Origin of the sequence: Janthinobacterium rivuli, assembly GCF_029690045.1 — a bacterium.
Lineage (GTDB): Bacteria > Pseudomonadota > Gammaproteobacteria > Burkholderiales > Burkholderiaceae_D > Janthinobacterium > Janthinobacterium rivuli.
The window spans coordinates 2,328,971-2,345,652 of the sequence record NZ_CP121464.1; the positions used below are offsets into that span (position 1 = coordinate 2,328,971).

15 protein-coding genes are annotated in these 16,682 nt (G+C 63.0%); 12 read left to right on the plus strand and 3 right to left on the minus strand.

The features are described from left to right. Positions 1 to 22 precede the first annotated feature (22 nt). On the minus strand, positions 23 to 559 hold the full coding sequence (locus tag P9875_RS10715) for a hypothetical protein (protein WP_278318351.1): 537 nt from the start codon (positions 557 to 559) through the stop codon (positions 23 to 25). Between the two features lie 131 nt (positions 560 to 690). Here P9875_RS10715 and hisC point away from each other — a divergent pair, with 131 nt between their 5' ends. The 12 genes from hisC (at position 691) to P9875_RS10775 (ending at position 13,962) form a co-directional block, all read left to right on the plus strand. Next, entirely contained in the window at positions 691 to 1,746 is a 1,056-nt protein-coding gene (hisC, locus tag P9875_RS10720) for a histidinol-phosphate transaminase (protein WP_278318352.1), read from the plus strand. A 4-nt stretch (positions 1,747 to 1,750) separates the two neighbouring features. Continuing rightward, entirely contained in the window at positions 1,751 to 2,188 is a 438-nt protein-coding gene (locus P9875_RS10725; RefSeq protein ID WP_278318353.1) for a GNAT family N-acetyltransferase, read from the plus strand. Positions 2,189 to 2,251: 63 nt separating this feature from the next. Beyond that, complete coding sequence (locus tag P9875_RS10730) at positions 2,252 to 3,121, plus strand: NAD(P)-dependent oxidoreductase (protein WP_278318354.1); 870 nt, start codon at positions 2,252 to 2,254, stop codon at positions 3,119 to 3,121. Between the two features lie 205 nt (positions 3,122 to 3,326). Continuing rightward, positions 3,327 to 4,391, plus strand: coding sequence for a YeiH family protein (locus tag P9875_RS10735; protein WP_081922749.1), 1,065 nt, complete (start codon positions 3,327 to 3,329; stop codon positions 4,389 to 4,391). A gap of 16 nt (positions 4,392 to 4,407) precedes the next feature. Next, complete coding sequence (locus P9875_RS10740) at positions 4,408 to 5,718, plus strand: D-amino acid dehydrogenase (RefSeq protein ID WP_278318355.1); 1,311 nt, start codon at positions 4,408 to 4,410, stop codon at positions 5,716 to 5,718. A gap of 26 nt (positions 5,719 to 5,744) precedes the next feature. Beyond that, on the plus strand, positions 5,745 to 6,560 hold the full coding sequence (locus P9875_RS10745) for a thiazole synthase (RefSeq protein ID WP_278318356.1): 816 nt from the start codon (positions 5,745 to 5,747) through the stop codon (positions 6,558 to 6,560). Between the two features lie 70 nt (positions 6,561 to 6,630). Beyond that, a complete protein-coding gene (locus P9875_RS10750) occupies positions 6,631 to 7,641 on the plus strand; it encodes a porin (RefSeq protein ID WP_278318357.1) in 1,011 nt (336 codons plus the stop codon). A 225-nt stretch (positions 7,642 to 7,866) separates the two neighbouring features. Next, positions 7,867 to 9,681, plus strand: coding sequence for a sulfoacetaldehyde acetyltransferase (gene xsc / locus P9875_RS10755; RefSeq protein ID WP_278318358.1), 1,815 nt, complete (start codon positions 7,867 to 7,869; stop codon positions 9,679 to 9,681). Between the two features lie 190 nt (positions 9,682 to 9,871). After that, positions 9,872 to 10,873 (plus strand): phosphate acetyltransferase, encoded by a 1,002-nt coding sequence (gene pta, locus P9875_RS10760; protein ID WP_278318359.1) that lies wholly within the window; start codon positions 9,872 to 9,874, stop codon positions 10,871 to 10,873. 1 nt (position 10,874) lies between these two features. Then, the gene (locus P9875_RS10765) at positions 10,875 to 11,636 is read left to right on the plus strand and encodes a sulfite exporter TauE/SafE family protein (RefSeq protein ID WP_225240641.1); all 762 of its coding nucleotides are present in this window, start codon (positions 10,875 to 10,877) and stop codon (positions 11,634 to 11,636) included. 299 nt (positions 11,637 to 11,935) lie between these two features. Then, positions 11,936 to 12,823 carry an RNA ligase family protein gene (locus P9875_RS10770; protein ID WP_278318360.1) on the plus strand — a complete coding sequence of 296 codons (888 nt, stop codon included), beginning with the start codon at positions 11,936 to 11,938 and terminating at the stop codon, positions 12,821 to 12,823. Then, positions 12,820 to 13,962, plus strand: a complete 1,143-nt coding sequence (locus tag P9875_RS10775) for an AAA family ATPase (protein ID WP_423221834.1) — start codon at positions 12,820 to 12,822, stop codon at positions 13,960 to 13,962. The genes P9875_RS10770 and P9875_RS10775 overlap by 4 nt, the downstream gene beginning before the upstream one ends. A gap of 4 nt (positions 13,963 to 13,966) precedes the next feature. Here P9875_RS10775 and P9875_RS10780 read toward each other — a convergent pair whose 3' ends face one another. Both P9875_RS10780 and P9875_RS10785 read right to left on the minus strand, forming a co-directional pair. Continuing rightward, positions 13,967 to 15,697, minus strand: coding sequence for a cobaltochelatase CobT-related protein (locus tag P9875_RS10780; RefSeq protein WP_278318361.1), 1,731 nt, complete (start codon positions 15,695 to 15,697; stop codon positions 13,967 to 13,969). Further along, a complete protein-coding gene (locus tag P9875_RS10785) occupies positions 15,694 to 16,668 on the minus strand; it encodes an AAA family ATPase (RefSeq protein ID WP_278318362.1) in 975 nt (324 codons plus the stop codon). The genes P9875_RS10780 and P9875_RS10785 overlap by 4 nt, the downstream gene beginning before the upstream one ends. Positions 16,669 to 16,682: the final 14 nt, after the last annotated feature.

The following is a 16,682-nucleotide window of genomic DNA, read 5'->3' on the forward strand; positions in this document are numbered from 1 at the left end:
GCGCCGCCTCTAACGCAACAAGCTAGTGCACAAACCTAGCCACCGCAAACGCCACGCCCGACAGTGCAATCATTGTGCCCACACACGACAGGATGACAGCCGACTTCGCCTCAGCTACATCGGATGTGGTCGCATAATTGGAGCGCACCACTGCCAAGTCCAGTTTCAAGTTGCCGACATCCGTCTTGAGAACGGCAATATCCGCTTTTACACCAGCCATGTCTTTTGCGAGTGCGTTGACCTGCTCGTCCATGGTGCAATCCTCTGTGCTTTTCATCCCATGCTCCTCGCTTTTTTCACCCCTGTCAAACAGTGTCCCAAGGGTATCGTGCATGGCCTTGCTATTCCTTGCCAAGCGTTGCGCCAGTGCTGTCGCGCGCTGCAGGTCGGCCATTCCTTCACCCTGTAGCTGGTCCGTGGCAGTCTGCAATTCGGTAGCGATCTGTTCGCTGAGGCTGGCCGCAACCTGCAGCCATGCATCGATCTTGCGCTGGCGTGCCTGTCGCTCCGGCGCATCAGGCCGCGCCTGTGTATCGTTCAGCTTGTGCATGCTGTTCATGCCGCGTCCTCTCCAGCCTGGGGCCGATGCCGATGCAGTCCACGCTACCCCTCGCCGCTGCCGCCCACCTTGACCCCGCTCAGCCTATGGTAATCTACCTCCTCCCCATCCCGACCCCACCAATAAAAGCAATGAGCCGATTCTGGAGCAACATCGTCAGCGAGCTGACCCCCTACGTCCCGGGCGAGCAACCGAAACTGCCCGACCTGGTGAAACTCAACACCAATGAAAACCCCTACGGTCCATCGCCCCAAGTGCTGGCTGCGCTGCGCGACGCCAGCAACGACAGCCTGCGCCTCTACCCGGACCCCACGGCCAGCGAACTGAAGCAAACCCTGGCCGACTACCACGGCCTGAACAGCGCGCAAGTGTTCGTCGGCAACGGTTCCGACGAAGTGCTGGCGCTGGCTTTCATGGCCTTGCTCAAGCACGATGCGCCGCTGCTGTTTCCGGACATCAGTTACAGCTTTTATCCCGTGTATTGCAAGCTGTACGGCATCGATTACCGCACGGTAGCGCTCGACGAGGCCATGCGCATCCGCCCGCAAGACTATCAGGGGCCGTGCGGCGCCATCATCTTCCCCAATCCCAATGCGCCGACTGGCGTCGACTTGCCGCTGGCCGGCGTGGAAACTTTGCTGCGCGCCCATCCAGACGCCGTGGTGGTGGTCGATGAGGCGTATGTGGATTTCGGCGGAGAAAGCGCCGTGGCCCTGGTCGAGCGGTATCCAAACTTGCTGGTGGTGCAGACGTTCTCGAAATCGCGTTCGCTGGCCGGCTTGCGCGTCGGCTGCGCGTTCGGGCATGCTGACCTGATCGAGGCGCTGGAAAGAGTGAAGAACAGTTTCAATTCGTATCCGCTGGATCGGCTGGCGCTGGCTGGCGCCGTGGCCTCGCTGCACGACGAAGCGTATTTCCAGCAGACGCGTCAGGCCGTCATTGCCACCCGTGAACAGCTGACGGCTGACCTGGCGGCGCTGGGCTTCGAAGTGCTGCCGTCGGTGGCCAACTTTGTTTTTGCCTGCCACCCGCGGCATGACGCGGCGCAACTGGCGGCCGGCTTGCGCGCCCGTTCTGTGATCGTGCGCCACTTCAATGCGCCCCGCATCAGCCAGTATTTGCGCATCAGCATCGGCAACCCGGCCGAGTGTGCCGCCCTGATGGCGGCGTTGCGCGAAGTGCTGTGACACCATGCTGACCTTCGTTCCTGCCAGCCTGGCCGATGGCGAGGCACTGGCCAGCCTGCGCGTGGCCGCCATGCGCGAAAGCCTGGAGCGCATCGGCCGCTATGATACGCAGCGTGCGCGCCAGCGCTTCCTGGCCACGTTCGACCCCGACTGCACCTGGCAGCTGCGCCATGGCGGCGCGCTGGCAGGCTTTTATGTGTTGCGCCCGCAAGCGGAGTATTTGCTGCTCGATCACCTCTACCTGGCGCCAGAATGCCAGCGGCAAGGCCTGGGCGCGGCCGTGCTGGCGCGCGTGTTTGCCGAGGCCGATGCGGCTGGCAAGAGCGTGCGCGTGGGAGCCTTGCGCGGCAGCGAGGCGAACCGTTTCTATGTGCGTCACGGCTTCGTGCCCGATGGCGAGGAAGAGTTCGACCTGTATTATCGGCGCGTCCCCAAACCTTGATGCTGCCGGCGGCGACTGTTTGTGCAACAATAATCGGATTCATTCATCGACAGGACGGACAATATGGCAAAAGTGGCATTCATCGGTTTGGGCGTCATGGGTTTCCCCATGGCAGGTCACCTGGCGGCGGGCGGGCACGACGTCACCGTGTACAACCGCAACCCGGCCCGCGCGGCCGCCTGGCTCGAGCAGCACAAGGGCCACAGCGCCGCCACGCCGGCCGCCGCTGCTGCCGGCGCCGAGTTCGTCTTTACCTGCATCGGCAACGATAACGACCTGTACCAGGTCATCCTGGAAGAGGGCGGCTTGCTGTCCGCCATGGCGCCGGGCAGCATCCTGATCGACCATACGACGGCCTCGGCCGAAGCGGCGCGCACCATTCATGCTGCGGCAAAAGAGCAGGGCGTGTTCTTCCTCGACGCGCCCGTGTCCGGCGGCCAGGCGGGTGCGGAAAACGGCAAGCTGACGGTGATGGTGGGCGGCGACGCGGAAGCGTATGCGCGCGCCGAGCCTGTCATCGCCCTGTTCTCGCGCGCCGTCACCTACATGGGCGCCTCCGGTTCCGGCCAGCTCACAAAAATGGTCAACCAGATCTGCATCGCGGGTCTCGTGCAAGCCTTGAGCGAAGGCATCGCCTTTGCGGAAAACGCTGGCCTCGACGCGGCCCTGGTGGTCGACGTGATCTCGAAGGGCGCGGCGCAGTCGTGGCAGCTGGAAAACCGGGGCAAGACCATGATCGAGCGCAAGTTCGACTTCGGTTTCGCCGTCGACCTGATGCGCAAGGACCTCGGCATTTGCCTGGCCGAAGCCAAGCGCAACGGCAGCGACCTGCCCGTGACGACCTTGACGGACCAGTTCTATGGCGAAGTGCAGCAGGCGGGCGGCAACCGTTTTGATACGTCCAGCCTGATCACCCGCTTGAACAAAAAGTAAAGTTTAACTCGTCAGTAGCGAGCGGCGCGTCCCTGCAAAGGGCCGCGCCGCTCGTCGTTTACGGGAGTAAAAAGTAAAAAACGTCATTTTCCGGAACATCCAGTTTCGATTTTCATGGAAAAGAATGGACTTCGCTAGCTCATCGTGTATTATTAAAAAACGAGATGAAATGTCCCAATTTTTAAAACATTATGAGCGGACCCGCATGAAAACCAACTCCTCAGCGATAACACGCGTTGTCGACAAGAACATTCCCTACCTGTCTTCCGCCGTTGCCATCTGGCGCCCCCGCGCCGTGCTGCGCAGCTGGCCCGGCGTGGCCATCGCGCTGGTGATCGCCCTGTCGGCCACCTTTATTTCCAGCAATTACGGCGGCCCGCAACTGCTGTACGCGCTGTTCTTCGGCCTGGCTTTCCACTTCCTCGCGTCCGACCCCACCTGCAAGCCCGGCATCGAGTTTTGCAGCAAGGTGCTGCTGCGCACGGGCGTGGCCCTGCTGGGCGCGCGCATCACCTTTAATCAGATCGCCTCGGTAGGTGTGACGCCGTTATTGATCGTCGTCGGCGGCCTGGTGGCGACTTTGGGCTTCGGCTATCTGCTGGCCAGGTGGCTGAAACGTCCCATCACGGAAGGCATTCTGTCGGGCGGTTCCGTCGCCATCTGCGGCGCGTCGGCCGCGCTGGCCATCTCCGCCGTGCTGCCGCAAACCAAGGAAAACGAAAAATTCACCCTGCTGACGGTGGTGGGCGTGACGTCGCTGTCGACCCTGGCCATGATCGTCTACCCGCTGCTGGTCAAGCTGCTGGGCTTTGATCCGACGGAAGCGGGCGTGTTCATCGGCGGCACGATTCATGACGTGGCGCAAGTGGTGGGTGCCGGCTACCTGGTCAGCAACCATACGGGCGACGTGGCCACCTTCGTCAAACTGACGCGCGTCGCCTGCCTCGTGCCTGTCGTGCTGGGCCTGTCGATCATGTTCAAGCGCAAGGATGGCAAGAGCGAAGTCGATGCGCCGCCGCTGGTGCCGTTCTTCCTGATCGGCTTTGTCTGGCTCGTCATCACGAACAGCCTGGGCTTGATTCCGCAGGAAGTGAATGGCTGGATCAACAATGCCTCGCGCGCCTGTCTCGTCATCGCCATCGCGGCCCTGGGCGTGAAAACGTCGTTCCAGTCGCTGGCCTCGCTGGGCTGGCGTCCCGTGATCATGCTGGTGATGGAAACCGTGTGGATCGCCGCCTTTGTCGCCATCGCCGTCCTGCTGACGCGCTAAGCGAGCCGGGTCCGCCATGAAGATCCTAGTCCTCGGCGCCGGCGTGGTCGGCACGGCATCGGCCTGGTACTTGCGCCAGGCGGGCCACGACGTGCGCGTGCTTGAACGTCAGGCGGGCGCGGCGCAGGAAACCAGTTTTGCCAACGGCGGGCAGATTTCCGTCTCGCATGCGGAACCGTGGGCCAATCCCGCCACCCTGCGCAAGGTCGTGCGCTGGCTGGGCAAGGACGATGCGCCGCTGCTGTTCCGTCCCCGTCTTGATACGCTGCAATGGCAATGGGCGCTGCATTATTTGCGCGAATGTTTGCCCTCCAGAGTGTCGCGCAATATGCGCCAGATCGTCGCCCTAGCCGAGTACAGCAGGCAGAGTTTGCAAGCCTTGCGGCACGAAACGGGCATAGCCTATGACCACCTCGAACGGGGCATTTTGCATTTCTATACGGACCAGCAGGAGTTTGATAAATCACAAGCGGGCGCCGCGCTCTTGCGCGAACTGGGCTGCCCGCGCAATACGGTCAGCGCCGATGAAGTGATCCGCATCGAGCCGGCCCTGGCCCATGCGCGCCAGCACATCGTCGGCGGCGACTTCACGGCCAGCGACGAGTCGGGCGACGTGCATTTGTTTACCACGGCCTTGGCGGCCCGCGCGGCCGCGGCCGGCGTGGATTTCTGCTTTGGCACGACAGTGACCCGCTTGCTGTTGGACGGCGAAAGAGTGACTGGCGTGGAATGCATCGATGCGCATGGCCGCCACCGCAGTGAATACGCGGACGCCGTGGTGGTGGCCATGGGCAGTTTTTCCGCACCGCTGCTGCAGCCGCTGGGCATCCGGTTGATGTTGTATCCAGGCAAGGGTTATTCGGCCACCTATCCGATACTTGACCCCGCCAGCGCGCCGACCGTATCGCTGACGGACGACGGCCACAAACTGGTATTTTCGCGCCTGGGCGAGCGCCTGCGCGTGGCCGGAACGTGCGAGCTGAACGGCTACACGCGCGAACTGAACCCCGTGCGCTGCGCCGCCATCACGCGCAGAGTGCAAGCGCTGTTCCCTGATGCCTGTGATTACAGCGACCCCGTCTACTGGGCCGGCTTGCGCCCCCTGACACCCTCGAACGTGCCCTACATCGGCGCCACGCGCTACCGCCAGCTCTTCCTCAACACGGGCCACGGCACCCTGGGCTGGACCATGGGCTGCGGCGCGGGCAAGGCGATCGCCGAGCTCGTATCCGGGCGGCGGCCTGAAGTCGATTTTGCGTTTTGCGGGGAACGCTTGGCGCCGCAGTCTGCGGTAGAGGAATTCCGGGGTCAGACCCGCCGGGTCTGACCCCAGCTTTAACTTAGGAGATCACGATGAGAGACGCCACCACCCCCAGCCAGCCACCGACCGGCCTGACCCTGGCCGGCACCACTTACCAGTCGCGTCTGCTGGTGGGCACCGGTAAATACAAGGATTTCGAGGAAACGCGTCTGGCCATCGAAGAGAGCGGCGCCGAGATCGTCACCGTCACGATACGGCGCGTGAATATCGGCCAGGAAAAGGGCGAGCCGAACTTGCTCGACTTCATCCCGCCGTCGAAATACACGATCTTGCCCAACACGGGAGGCTGCTACAACGCGCGCGACGCTGTCTACACCCTGCAACTGGCGCGTGAGCTGCTGGGTGGGCACCCGCTGTGCAAGCTGGAAGTATTGGGCGACGAAAAGACCCTGTTCCCGAATATGCCGGAAACGTTAAAGGCGGCCGGGGAGCTGGTGCGCGACGGCTTCCAGGTGATGGTGTATTGCAGCGACGATCCCATCCAGGCGCGCATGCTGGAAGACCTCGGCTGCATCGCCGTCATGCCGCTGGCGTCATTGATCGGCTCGGGCATGGGCATTCTGAATCCGTGGAATCTGTCGCTGATCATCGAGCAAGCCAGGGTTCCCGTGCTGGTCGATGCCGGTGTCGGCACGGCGTCGGACGCGGCCATCGCCATGGAGCTCGGTTGCGACGGCATCCTGATGAATACCGCCATCGCGGCGGCGCGCGAACCCATCCGCATGGCGCGCGCCATGAAACTGGCAGTGCAGGGCGGACGCGAGGCCTATCTGGCCGGACGCATGCCCCGGAGAGCAGGCGTCATGAGCGCCTCGCCCTCGTCGCCGATGGCCGGGCTGATCGCCTGAGCCAGATTTGTAGCAAGGCAGTTGATTATCGTTTCAAGCGTTTATAAAAACCACAATACCTGGAGATGACATGAAACACACACTCGTAGCGGCAGCCGTCCTGGCCACCTTCTTCGCAGGCAACGCCAGCGCCCAATCGTCCGTCACCGTGTACGGCTTGCTCGACGCGGGCCTGACGTCCGAACATGGCGGCGCGGACGGTTCCGTCACCAAGCTGGCCACCGGCGTGCAGTCGGGCAGCCGCATCGGCTTCAAGGGCACGGAAGACCTGGGCAACAATTTGAAAGCCAATTTCTTGCTGGAAAATGGCCTTGACGTGGATACGGGCGCCAACCGCCAGGGCGCCTTGTTCGGACGCAAGGCTTACGTGGGCCTGTCGGGCGGTTTCGGCGCCGTGAACCTGGGCTTGCAGCACAATCCGCTGTTCACCGCGCTGGACAATATCGATCCGTTCGAGACGGGCATGACGGGCGCCTCGATCAACCTGATGAGCGTGGCCAGCCTGCGCACGAAAAACTCCATCATGTACGAGACGCCGAAGGTAAACGGCTTGTCGGCCGCCGTGATGGTCGGCCTCGGCGAAAAGCCGGACAGCAACACCTTGGGCCGCACCATCGACTTTTCCATCGATTACGCCAACGGCCCGCTGGTGCTGACCCTGGCGCACGACAACCGCAAGGACACGCCGCTGAACACGGCCAAGGTCACCTTGCTGGGCGGCACCTACGACTTCGGCCCTGCCAAGCTGCACGCCGCGTATGAAACGGACAAGGACGATGCGGGCACGGATTTCCGCAGCTACATGCTGGGCGCCTCGGCCCCCGTGGGCGCGGCAGGCAGCGTGATGGCGTCCTACATCAAGAAGGATGACCGCACGAATGCGCGCCGCGGCGGGCGCCAGCTGGCCATCGGCTACACCTATGCCTTGTCCAAGCGCACGAATCTGTACACCTCGTACGGCCGTATCAACAACGATGGCGCGGGCAGCAATTTTGTGGGCGATGCATCGAGCGGCGGCAGCGTGCCCTTGCCTGGGCATAACTCGAGCGCCTTCACGGCCGGCATGCGTTTGAAGTTCTAAACACGGCGACGCGGGTAGAGATGGCGGCTTGTCTGTTGCGGATAAGCCGCCATTGCTGTTTCAGCAGCGGTGCACATGCATGGATTCCGGATTCAGGAATGAAACAGTCCGATTTTTCATGAATTTTCATTGACAGCGCATTTCGCAACCGTTAAATTGAACACGTATTTCAAATATCGGAACAAAATATACCGATTTTTCATAAAACCGTAAGGAGACTGAGCCATGACCGATTTGTCCGACCAAAAAGCCGCCGCCGCAGCGATACCTGTGGGCCCGCAAAAGATGACGCCTTCCGAAGCGTTCGTGGAAACCCTGGCCGCCAATGGCGTGACCGACATGTTCGGCATCATGGGCTCGGCCTTCATGGACCCGATGGACATTTTTGCCCCGGCCGGCATCCGTTTGATTCCCGTCGTGCACGAGCAGGGCGCTGGCCACATGGCCGACGGCTATGCCCGCGTCTCGGGCCGCCATGGCGTGGTCATCGGCCAGAACGGCCCCGGCATCAGCAATTGCGTCACGGCCATTGCCGCCGCCTACTGGGCGCATACCCCCGTCGTGATCATTACCCCTGAGACGGGCACGATGAGCATGGGCCTGGGCGGCTTCCAGGAAGCGAACCAGCTGCCGATGTTCGAAGAATTTACGAAGTACCAGGGCCACGTGACCAATCCCGCCCGCATGGCCGAATTCACGGGCCGTTGTTTTGACCGCGCCATGTCGGAAATGGGCCCGACGCAACTGAATATCCCGCGCGACTATTTCTATGGCGAAATCAAGGCCGAGATTCCAAAGCCGAACCGTCTGGACCGCGGCGCCGGCGGCGAGCAAAGCCTCAACGACGCGGCCGAATTGCTGGCCAAGGCCAAGTTCCCCGTGATCATCTCGGGCGGCGGCGTCGTCATGGGCGAAGCGATCGAGGAATGCAAGGCGCTGGCCGAGCGCCTCGGCGCACCCGTCGTCAATAGCTATCTGCATAACGATTCCTTCCCCGCCAGCCACCCGCTGTGGTGCGGTCCGCTCGGCTATCAAGGATCGAAAGCAGCCATGAAACTGATCGCCAAGGCCGACGTCGTCGTCGCGCTCGGTTCGCGCCTGGGGCCGTTCGGCACCTTGCCGCAGCACGGCATGGATTACTGGCCGAAGAATGCCAAGATCATCCAGATCGACGCGGACAACAAGATGCTGGGGCTGGTGAAAAAGATTTCGGTCGGCATCTGCGGCGACGCCAAGGCGGCCGCCAAAGCGATTCTTTCCCGCCTCGATGGCAAGACGCTCGACTGCGACGCCACGCGCGACGAGCGCTATGCCACCGTGCAAGCCGAGAAGGCGGCGTGGGAAGAAGAGCTGACGAACTGGACGCACGAAAAAGATGCGTACAGCCTGGACATGATCGAAGAGCAGAAGAAAGAGCCTGGCAGCTATCTGCACCCGCGCCAGGTCTTGCGCGAGCTGGAAAAAGCCATGCCGGAAGACGTGATGGTGTCGACCGACATCGGCAACATCAACTCGGTGGCAAATAGTTACCTGCGCTTTGAAAAGCCGCGCAGCTTCTTTGCGGCGATGAGCTTTGGCAACTGCGGCTACGCCTTCCCGACCATCATCGGCGCCAAGGTTGCCGCGCCGCACCGTCCGGCCGTGTCGTACGCGGGCGACGGCGCCTGGGGCATGAGCTTGATGGAAACGATGACCTGCGTGCGCCACAACATTCCCGTCACGGCCGTGGTGTTCCACAACCGCCAGTGGGGCGCGGAAAAGAAAAACCAGGTCGATTTCTACAACCGCCGTTTCGTGGCCGGTGAACTCGACAACCAGAGCTTTGCCGAGATCGCGCGCGCCATGGGCGCCGAAGGCATCACGGTCGACAAGCTGGAAGACGTGGGTCCGGCCTTGAAGAAAGCGATCGACATGCAGATGAATGAAGGCAAGACCACCATCATCGAAATCATGTGCACGCGCGAGCTGGGCGACCCGTTCCGCCGCGATGCGCTGAGTAAACCTGTGCGTCACCTGGACAAGTATAAAGACTACGTTTGATGTGATGGTGTTGTTGGATTACGCCCTGGCGGGCTAATCCAACCTACGGGTACCTGCATCTGCATGCGGGTAATCCCACACCACTGTGACCGATCCTTGTATGACCCCGGCAATCGCGCCGGGTTTTATGTGCCGGAGCCATCTTTGTGCTTCCATGGTTCCGGCATTTTTTTACCGAATTGGAGTCGCCATGAAAGCCCTGCACCGCATCATCGCGCAAGCCCGCGCCGTGCCGAAAAACATCGTCTTGTGCGAAGGCGGCGATGTGCGCGTGCTGCAGGCGGCCGCGCGTGCCGCTGCCGAAGGCCTGGCGCACATCACCATCGTCGGCAAGCCGGCCGCCATCCTGGCCCTGGCGCGGGAACACGCGCTGGACCTGGACGCCGTGCGCCTGGTCGATCCGGCAACGTCTGACGAGTCGGAACACTATGCCCAGCAATTGTTCGTGCTGCGCCAGGCCAAGGGCATGACGGTGGAGCAGGCGAGGATCGCCGTGCAGGAACCCTTGTGCTATGCCAACCTGATGGTGCGCCTGGGCGACGCGGACGGCTGCGTGGCGGGGGCCGTGCACACGACGGCCGACGTGGTGCGCAGCGCCATCCAGATCATCGGCGTCGATCCGGCCTTCAAGCTCGTGTCCAGCTTTTTCCTGATGATGCTGTGCGAACCATTCCACAGCCTCAAGGGCGGCTTCATCTTTTCCGACTGCGCCCTCGTGGTCGATCCGAAAGCCGAGGAATTGGCCGACATCGCCATGGCCGCCGCCGACAGCGCGCAAGCCTTGCTGATGGAAGAACCGCGCGTGGCCATGCTGTCGTTTTCCACCAGCGGCAGCGCCCACCACGCGGCCGTCGACAAGGTGCATGCGGCAACAGACCGGGTCAAGGCCCAGCGTCCGCTGCTGGCCATCGATGGCGACGTGCAGCTCGATGCGGCCATCGTGGCCGAGATTTCCCAGAGAAAAGTCAAGGATTCCGTCGTCAACGGCCGCGCGAATGTGCTGGTGTTCCCGAACCTGGACGCGGGCAATATCGGCTACAAGCTGGCCGAGCGCATGGGCGGCGCCGTCGCCATCGGCCCCTTGCTGCAAGGCTTGAAGAAGCCCGCCAACGATCTGTCGCGCGGTTGCAGCGCCGACGATGTCTATAACGTGATTGCGGTCACGTCCGTGCAGGCCCAGGGTGGGCGCTGAGTTGTTCAGCTGGCCCGTGCTGGCGCTGCTGGGCGTAGTGGCGGCGGGCACGTACTTCCAGACCGTCACGGGCTTTGGCCTGGGCATGATCGTCATGGGCGTGGCCAGCGGCCTGGGCCTGGCGCCCGTGCCGGCGCTGGCGGCCCTCGTCAGTTTGTTGTCCCTGGCCAATTGCCTCGTGGCCTTGCCGGGCGCCTTGCACCACCTGGACTGGCGCGCCATCCGCGCAGCCAGCATCGGTTTGCTGCCCGCCATGGCGGCCGGCGTGTTGCTGCTCGGCTACCTGGACCAGGCGTATGCGCCCTTGCTGCATCTGTTATTGGGCGCGGCCATCGTATATGGCGGCGTCAGCATCCTGCTGCAAGCGCCGCCGGGACCGGGCGCGGCGGATAAACGCAGCTTCTTCATCAGCGGCGTGTGCGGCGGCCTGTTCTCGGGCCTGTTTTCGCTGGCCGGGCCACCGCTCGTGTACCAGTTCTACCGCCAGGAAATGAGTCTGAAAACCATCCGCTACAGCCTGATCTTTTTGTTTGCCATCAGCGCGGGCGGACGCTCGCTGATGGCGGGTAGCCAGGGCCAGCTGGACGCAAAAGTGCTGTTGCTGTGCTCGCTGGCCTTGCCCGTGGGCGTGCTGGCCACGATGGCCGGCAAGCGCTACCCGCCGCCGATCGCCCAGCGCGGCATGCGCCGCATCGCGTTTGCCGTGCTGACCTTGATCGGCATTTCGCTGATGGCGGCGGCCGTGCCGCAATTGCTGGGCTAGTCTCCAAGCGTGCGGCGCTTGCAAAATAATTAAACTGCCGTTATATTTCCGGTTCTTTCTAGAACCTCTTCCTTATTGGAGCCAAAAGTGCCTCGCTACTTCGCCATCACCTGCTAACGCTGACGAAATGCTCTCTGCAGCATCGTTCGGCGCGTTGACGCCCCCGATTGCTGCGGCACTGTTTTTGTTCCATCCGCACACGTATCCAAGACTACGCTCTTGATCGTCCACGCCCGAACACGTCGTCAGCACCCCTGACCCTGTATGGACACGCCCCGGTGAACGCGGCGTGGGACGCTATGTTTTTACAATCTTTGCCCTTATTCAAATATCCGCGCACGCCGCACTTGGAAGGCTCGCGCCTGCAGGACGGCGACGACGGTTCCGACCAGATGCCCCTGAAAAAGCTGGCCGGCCAGTACGTCGTCATCGAGGAAAAAATCGATGGCGCCAACTCCGCCGTGTCGTTCAGCGATGCGGGCGAGGTGCTGCTGCAGTCGCGCGGCCACTATCTGGCGGGCGGCGGCAGCGAACGCCAGTTCAACCTGTTGAAACCGTGGGCGCATGCGCATGAGCACGCCTTGCTGCACCTGCTGGAAGACCAGTATGTGCTGTTTGGCGAATGGTCGTACAGCAAGCATTCCGTGTTTTACGACCGGCTGCCCCATTACTTCAACGAGTTCGACGTGTATTGCCGCCGCAGCCAGATGTTTTTGTCGACGGCGCGCCGCCACGCCATGCTGGCCGGCTCGCCCGTGCTGTCCGTCCCCGTGCTGTATGCGGGATTGATGCCTACGTCGCCAAAGCAGCTGTGGCAGCTGCTGCGCCATTCGCTGGCCAAGTCCCGGCTGTGGCGCGACGCTTTCGAAGGAGCGGTGGCGCGCGAACGCCTGCCGCTGGACCTGTGCTGGAAGCAGACGGACAAGTCCGACCACGCGGAAGGCCTGTACCTGAAAGTGGAAGACGACGAGCAAGTGCTGGCCCGCTACAAGCTGGTGCGCCATGACTTTACGCAAACCATCCTCGACAGCGGTTCGCACCACAGCACGCGGCCCTTGATCCCGAACCAGCTGGCCGAGGGCGTGGACCTGTACGCACCGCAGCCGCTCGTCACGTGGGAAAGCCTGGGTTTACACACCTGCCGGTCGCTCGACGAACTGGCAGTTTTATCGAGGAGTACAACATGATGCACTGGAAAACCCTGCAACAACTGGTGCCCATGCCGGGCCAGTCGCCCGATTTCAACGCTTGCCTGGCCGCCTTTCCCCAGCTGGAACTGGCCAAGACGACGCCGCAAAACCCCGTGTACCACGCGGAAGGCGATGTGTGGACGCATACGATGATGGTGGTCGAATCCCTGCTGGGCATGCTTGAATATCAGCAAGCCACGCGGGCGGAACAGGAAATCGTGTTTCTCGCCGCCTTGCTGCACGACGTGGCCAAGTGCAGCACCACGGTGATCGACCCCGTGACGGGCGCCATCGGCCAGCCGGGCCACTCGCGCAAGGGCGCCCTCGATGCGCGCATCGCCCTGTGGGATGGCGACGTGCCGTTTGCCGCGCGCGAAGAGATCTGCCGCCTGATCAATGTGCACCAGGTGCCGTTCTTTGCGCTGGAAACATCGCGGCGCGGCGTCACGCCCGAGTTCACCGTGCGCGAACTGTCGTGGCAAGTCGATATCCGCCTGCTGGCCATGCTGGCCGAAGCCGATATTCGCGGGCGCATCTGTCCCGATCCGCAGCGCATACTCGACGCCATCGAGCTGTTCCGCGAACTGGCGCGCGAGGAGGGCTGTTATGGACAGCGGCGCGCCTTTGTCGACGACCACACGCGCGTCAAATATTTTCGCGGCGCCGAGGCGCATCCCGATTATTCCCTGTTCCAGGAAGCGGGTTCGTACGTGATCGTCATGTCGGGCTTGCCCGCGTCGGGCAAGAATACGTGGGTGGAGAAACACCATCCGCGCCTGCCCGTCGTGTCGTTTGACGATGCGCGCACGGCCCTGGGCTTGAAGCACGGCAAGAACGAAGGGCAGGTGGGCGACTATGCGGAAGAGCGGGCGCGCGAACTGTTGCGCAAGGGCGAACCGTTCGTGTGGAACGCCACGCACCTGTCCAAGCTGATGCGCGAAAAGACGCTCAACCTGCTGTACAAGTACAACGCGCAGGTGGAGCTCGTGTACCTGGAACAGCCGCGCAAGGAATTACTGCGGCGCAACGGCCAGCGCGACACATCGCTCAGCAACAAGAAGCTGCAAGCGATGCTGTGGAACTGGGAAATCCCGCTGCCGATGGAAGCGCATGCCGTGCGCTACGAGGTGAGTTGAACCGCTAGCGTTTGCGTCCACCGAGCAACTGCGCGATCTCGCTGAACAGCTCATTGTTCAGCGAGGCGGGCAGGGTGGTGGCCAGGCTACGGCTGTAGTAGGCGCCCAGGTCCAGGCCCAGTCCCAGGCCGCAGATTTCCACGGCGCCCTGCGCTTCGCGGCGCGCCACCACCTGTTTCAGATGTTGCGCCAGGTAAAACTCGTCGTTGGCCAGATTCGTGGCCGTATCCATCGGGCAACCGTCGGAGACGACGAGCAGGATTCGCCGCCGTTCCGGACGCGCCAGCATGCGCGTGCACGCCCAGTCCACGGCTTCGCCATCGACGCCTTCGCGGTACAAATCCGCCTTCAGCAGGGCCGCGATGTCGGGCCGCGCGCGGCGCCAGCTCGTATCCCCATCCTTGAACACCATGTGCACGAGTTCATTCAAGCGGCCCGGATTGGCGGGCGAGCGGGCGCGCATCCAGTCGCGCTTGACTCGTCCTCCGTTCCAGGCGCCCGTCGTAAAGCCCAGCAATTCGGTGGTGATGCCGGCCTGGTCCAGCGCGCGCAACAGAATGTCGAGCAGCACGGCCACGGATTCCGCATGCGTCTTCATGGAGCCGGAACAATCGACGAGAAAGGACACCAGGCAATCGGATTGCGGCAGGAATTGTTCCTTGCGAAACAGCCTGCGCTCGGACGGCGAACTGATCAGCTGCGCCAGCCGCCGGCCATCGATATACCCCTCTTCTTCGCCAAATGACCAGCCATCGCGCTGGGGCACGGCCAGCAATTGCGTGAACCGCCGCGCCAGACGTGCCGTGTTGATGCCCAGGCTGGCGATGCGGGCATCCATGCGTTCGCGGTAGTCGAGCAGCAGGGCGCGGCGCACGAGCTCGCCCGCTTTTTCCTCGCGGTCATAGGCCGTGGAGTACGCCTTGTAGCCGCCATCGCCATCGCTGAAGGCGCTGCTCTCGCCCAGCGGGGCGGCGTCTGGAATATTGTCGTTATCGCTGTCGAAATCGAGCAGCAGCTTGAAGGCTGCCTGCGCCTTGGCATCGCCCCCATCGTCCTGGCTGCCGTCGCGCGCCGTTTGCGCGTCTTTCAGCATGGCATCGACGGCGTGGGCGATGGCCAGCGCGTGCCGTGCAAAGGCCGCCTGGTCGGCACGGTGGCGGCGCAAGCCAGCCAGGTCGCCGCTCAGTGTTGAGGACACGGACCAGCGCGTGGCCTCGATAAAATCTTCCGTCTTTTCCAGCACGGGCCTGGCCGTCAGGCGCGACCAGCACATCTGGAACACTGTATACAAGAGCAAGCCCGATGCGCCTTCCGCCAGGCCGGAATCGTAAAACGCGTGCGACCAGGCCGTGAAACGGTGGCGCAGGTTGGCGATCACGCCGGCATGTTGATCTGGCGCAAGCGTTTCCACCCTTAACTGTTCCAGCAGCTCGAAGACGAGGCGCGCCACGGGGTCAAGCGGACACAGGGACTTGTGCAGGGCGGCATCCGTGTGCAGCAGGCGCAGGGCCACGCTGTCGGCCGCGCCGCGCAAGGAGGGCAAATCCTGCAGCGCCGCATCGGGCTGCAGATGGGCCGCATGGATGGGCAGCGGGCGGTGGCCGTCGTGCAGGCGCCGGCCCCGGTAGCGTATCGAGGGAGAACCGCTGAGGGCGCGGATGGCGCCCGCGCACAGCTCATCCGTTTCCTGCTGCTCGCGCGTGTAGGCGGCAGGAATGATGGCTTCGGCGTTCATGCCTGGCTCGCCAGCAATTCCTCATTGAAACAGCGCTGGTAATACTCGGCCACCATGGGCCGCTCGGCCTCGTCGCATTTGTTGAGAAAGGACAGGCGGAAGGCCAGGGCCGGGTCGCGGAAGATCTGGCAATTCTCCGCCCAGGTGATCACCGTGCGCGGCGACATCAGACAAGCCAGGTCGCCCGCCGCATAACCGTGGCGCGTGAGGCTGGCCACGGCCACCATGCGGGCGGCCAGCTGGCGGCCCGCCTCGTCGTTCATGGCGGGGACACGCGCCAGCACGATCTGCGTTTCCTCGTCCTGCGGCAGATAATTCAAGGTGGCAACGATGTTCCAGCGGTCGATCTGCGCGTGATTGAGCACTTGCGTGCCGTGGTACATGCCGTTCAGGTTGCCCAGGCCCACCGTGTTCGAGGTGGCGAACAAACGGAAGTGGGGGTGCGGCGTGATGACACGGTTCTGGTCGAGCAAAGTAAATTTGCCATCGCGTTCGAGGATGCGCTGGATGACGAACATCACGTCGGGGCGGCCCGCATCGTACTCGTCGAAGATCAGCGCCACGGGGCGCTGCAAGGACCAGGGCACGATGCCTTCCTGGAATTCGGTCACTTGCTGCTGCTCGCGCAGCACGATGGCGTCCTTGCCGACCAGGTCCAGGCGGCTGATGTGGCCGTCGAGGTTGACCCTCACGCAAGGCCAGTTCAAGCGCGCCGCCACTTGCTCGATGTGCGTGGACTTGCCCGTGCCGTGCAAGCCCTGCACCATCACGCGGCGGTTGTGGGTGAAGCCGGCCAGTATCGCCAGGGTCACATCCTTGTTGAAGCGGTAGGCGGGGTCGATGTCGGGCACGTGCGGATCGCGCTCCGTGAAGACGGGCACGAGCAGGTCGCTGTCGATATCGAACAGGCTGCGCACGGACTGCAAGGTTTGCGCCGCTGCGGCGGGGGGATGTTGGCGTGAATCGGGCACCTTGTTCTCCTGTG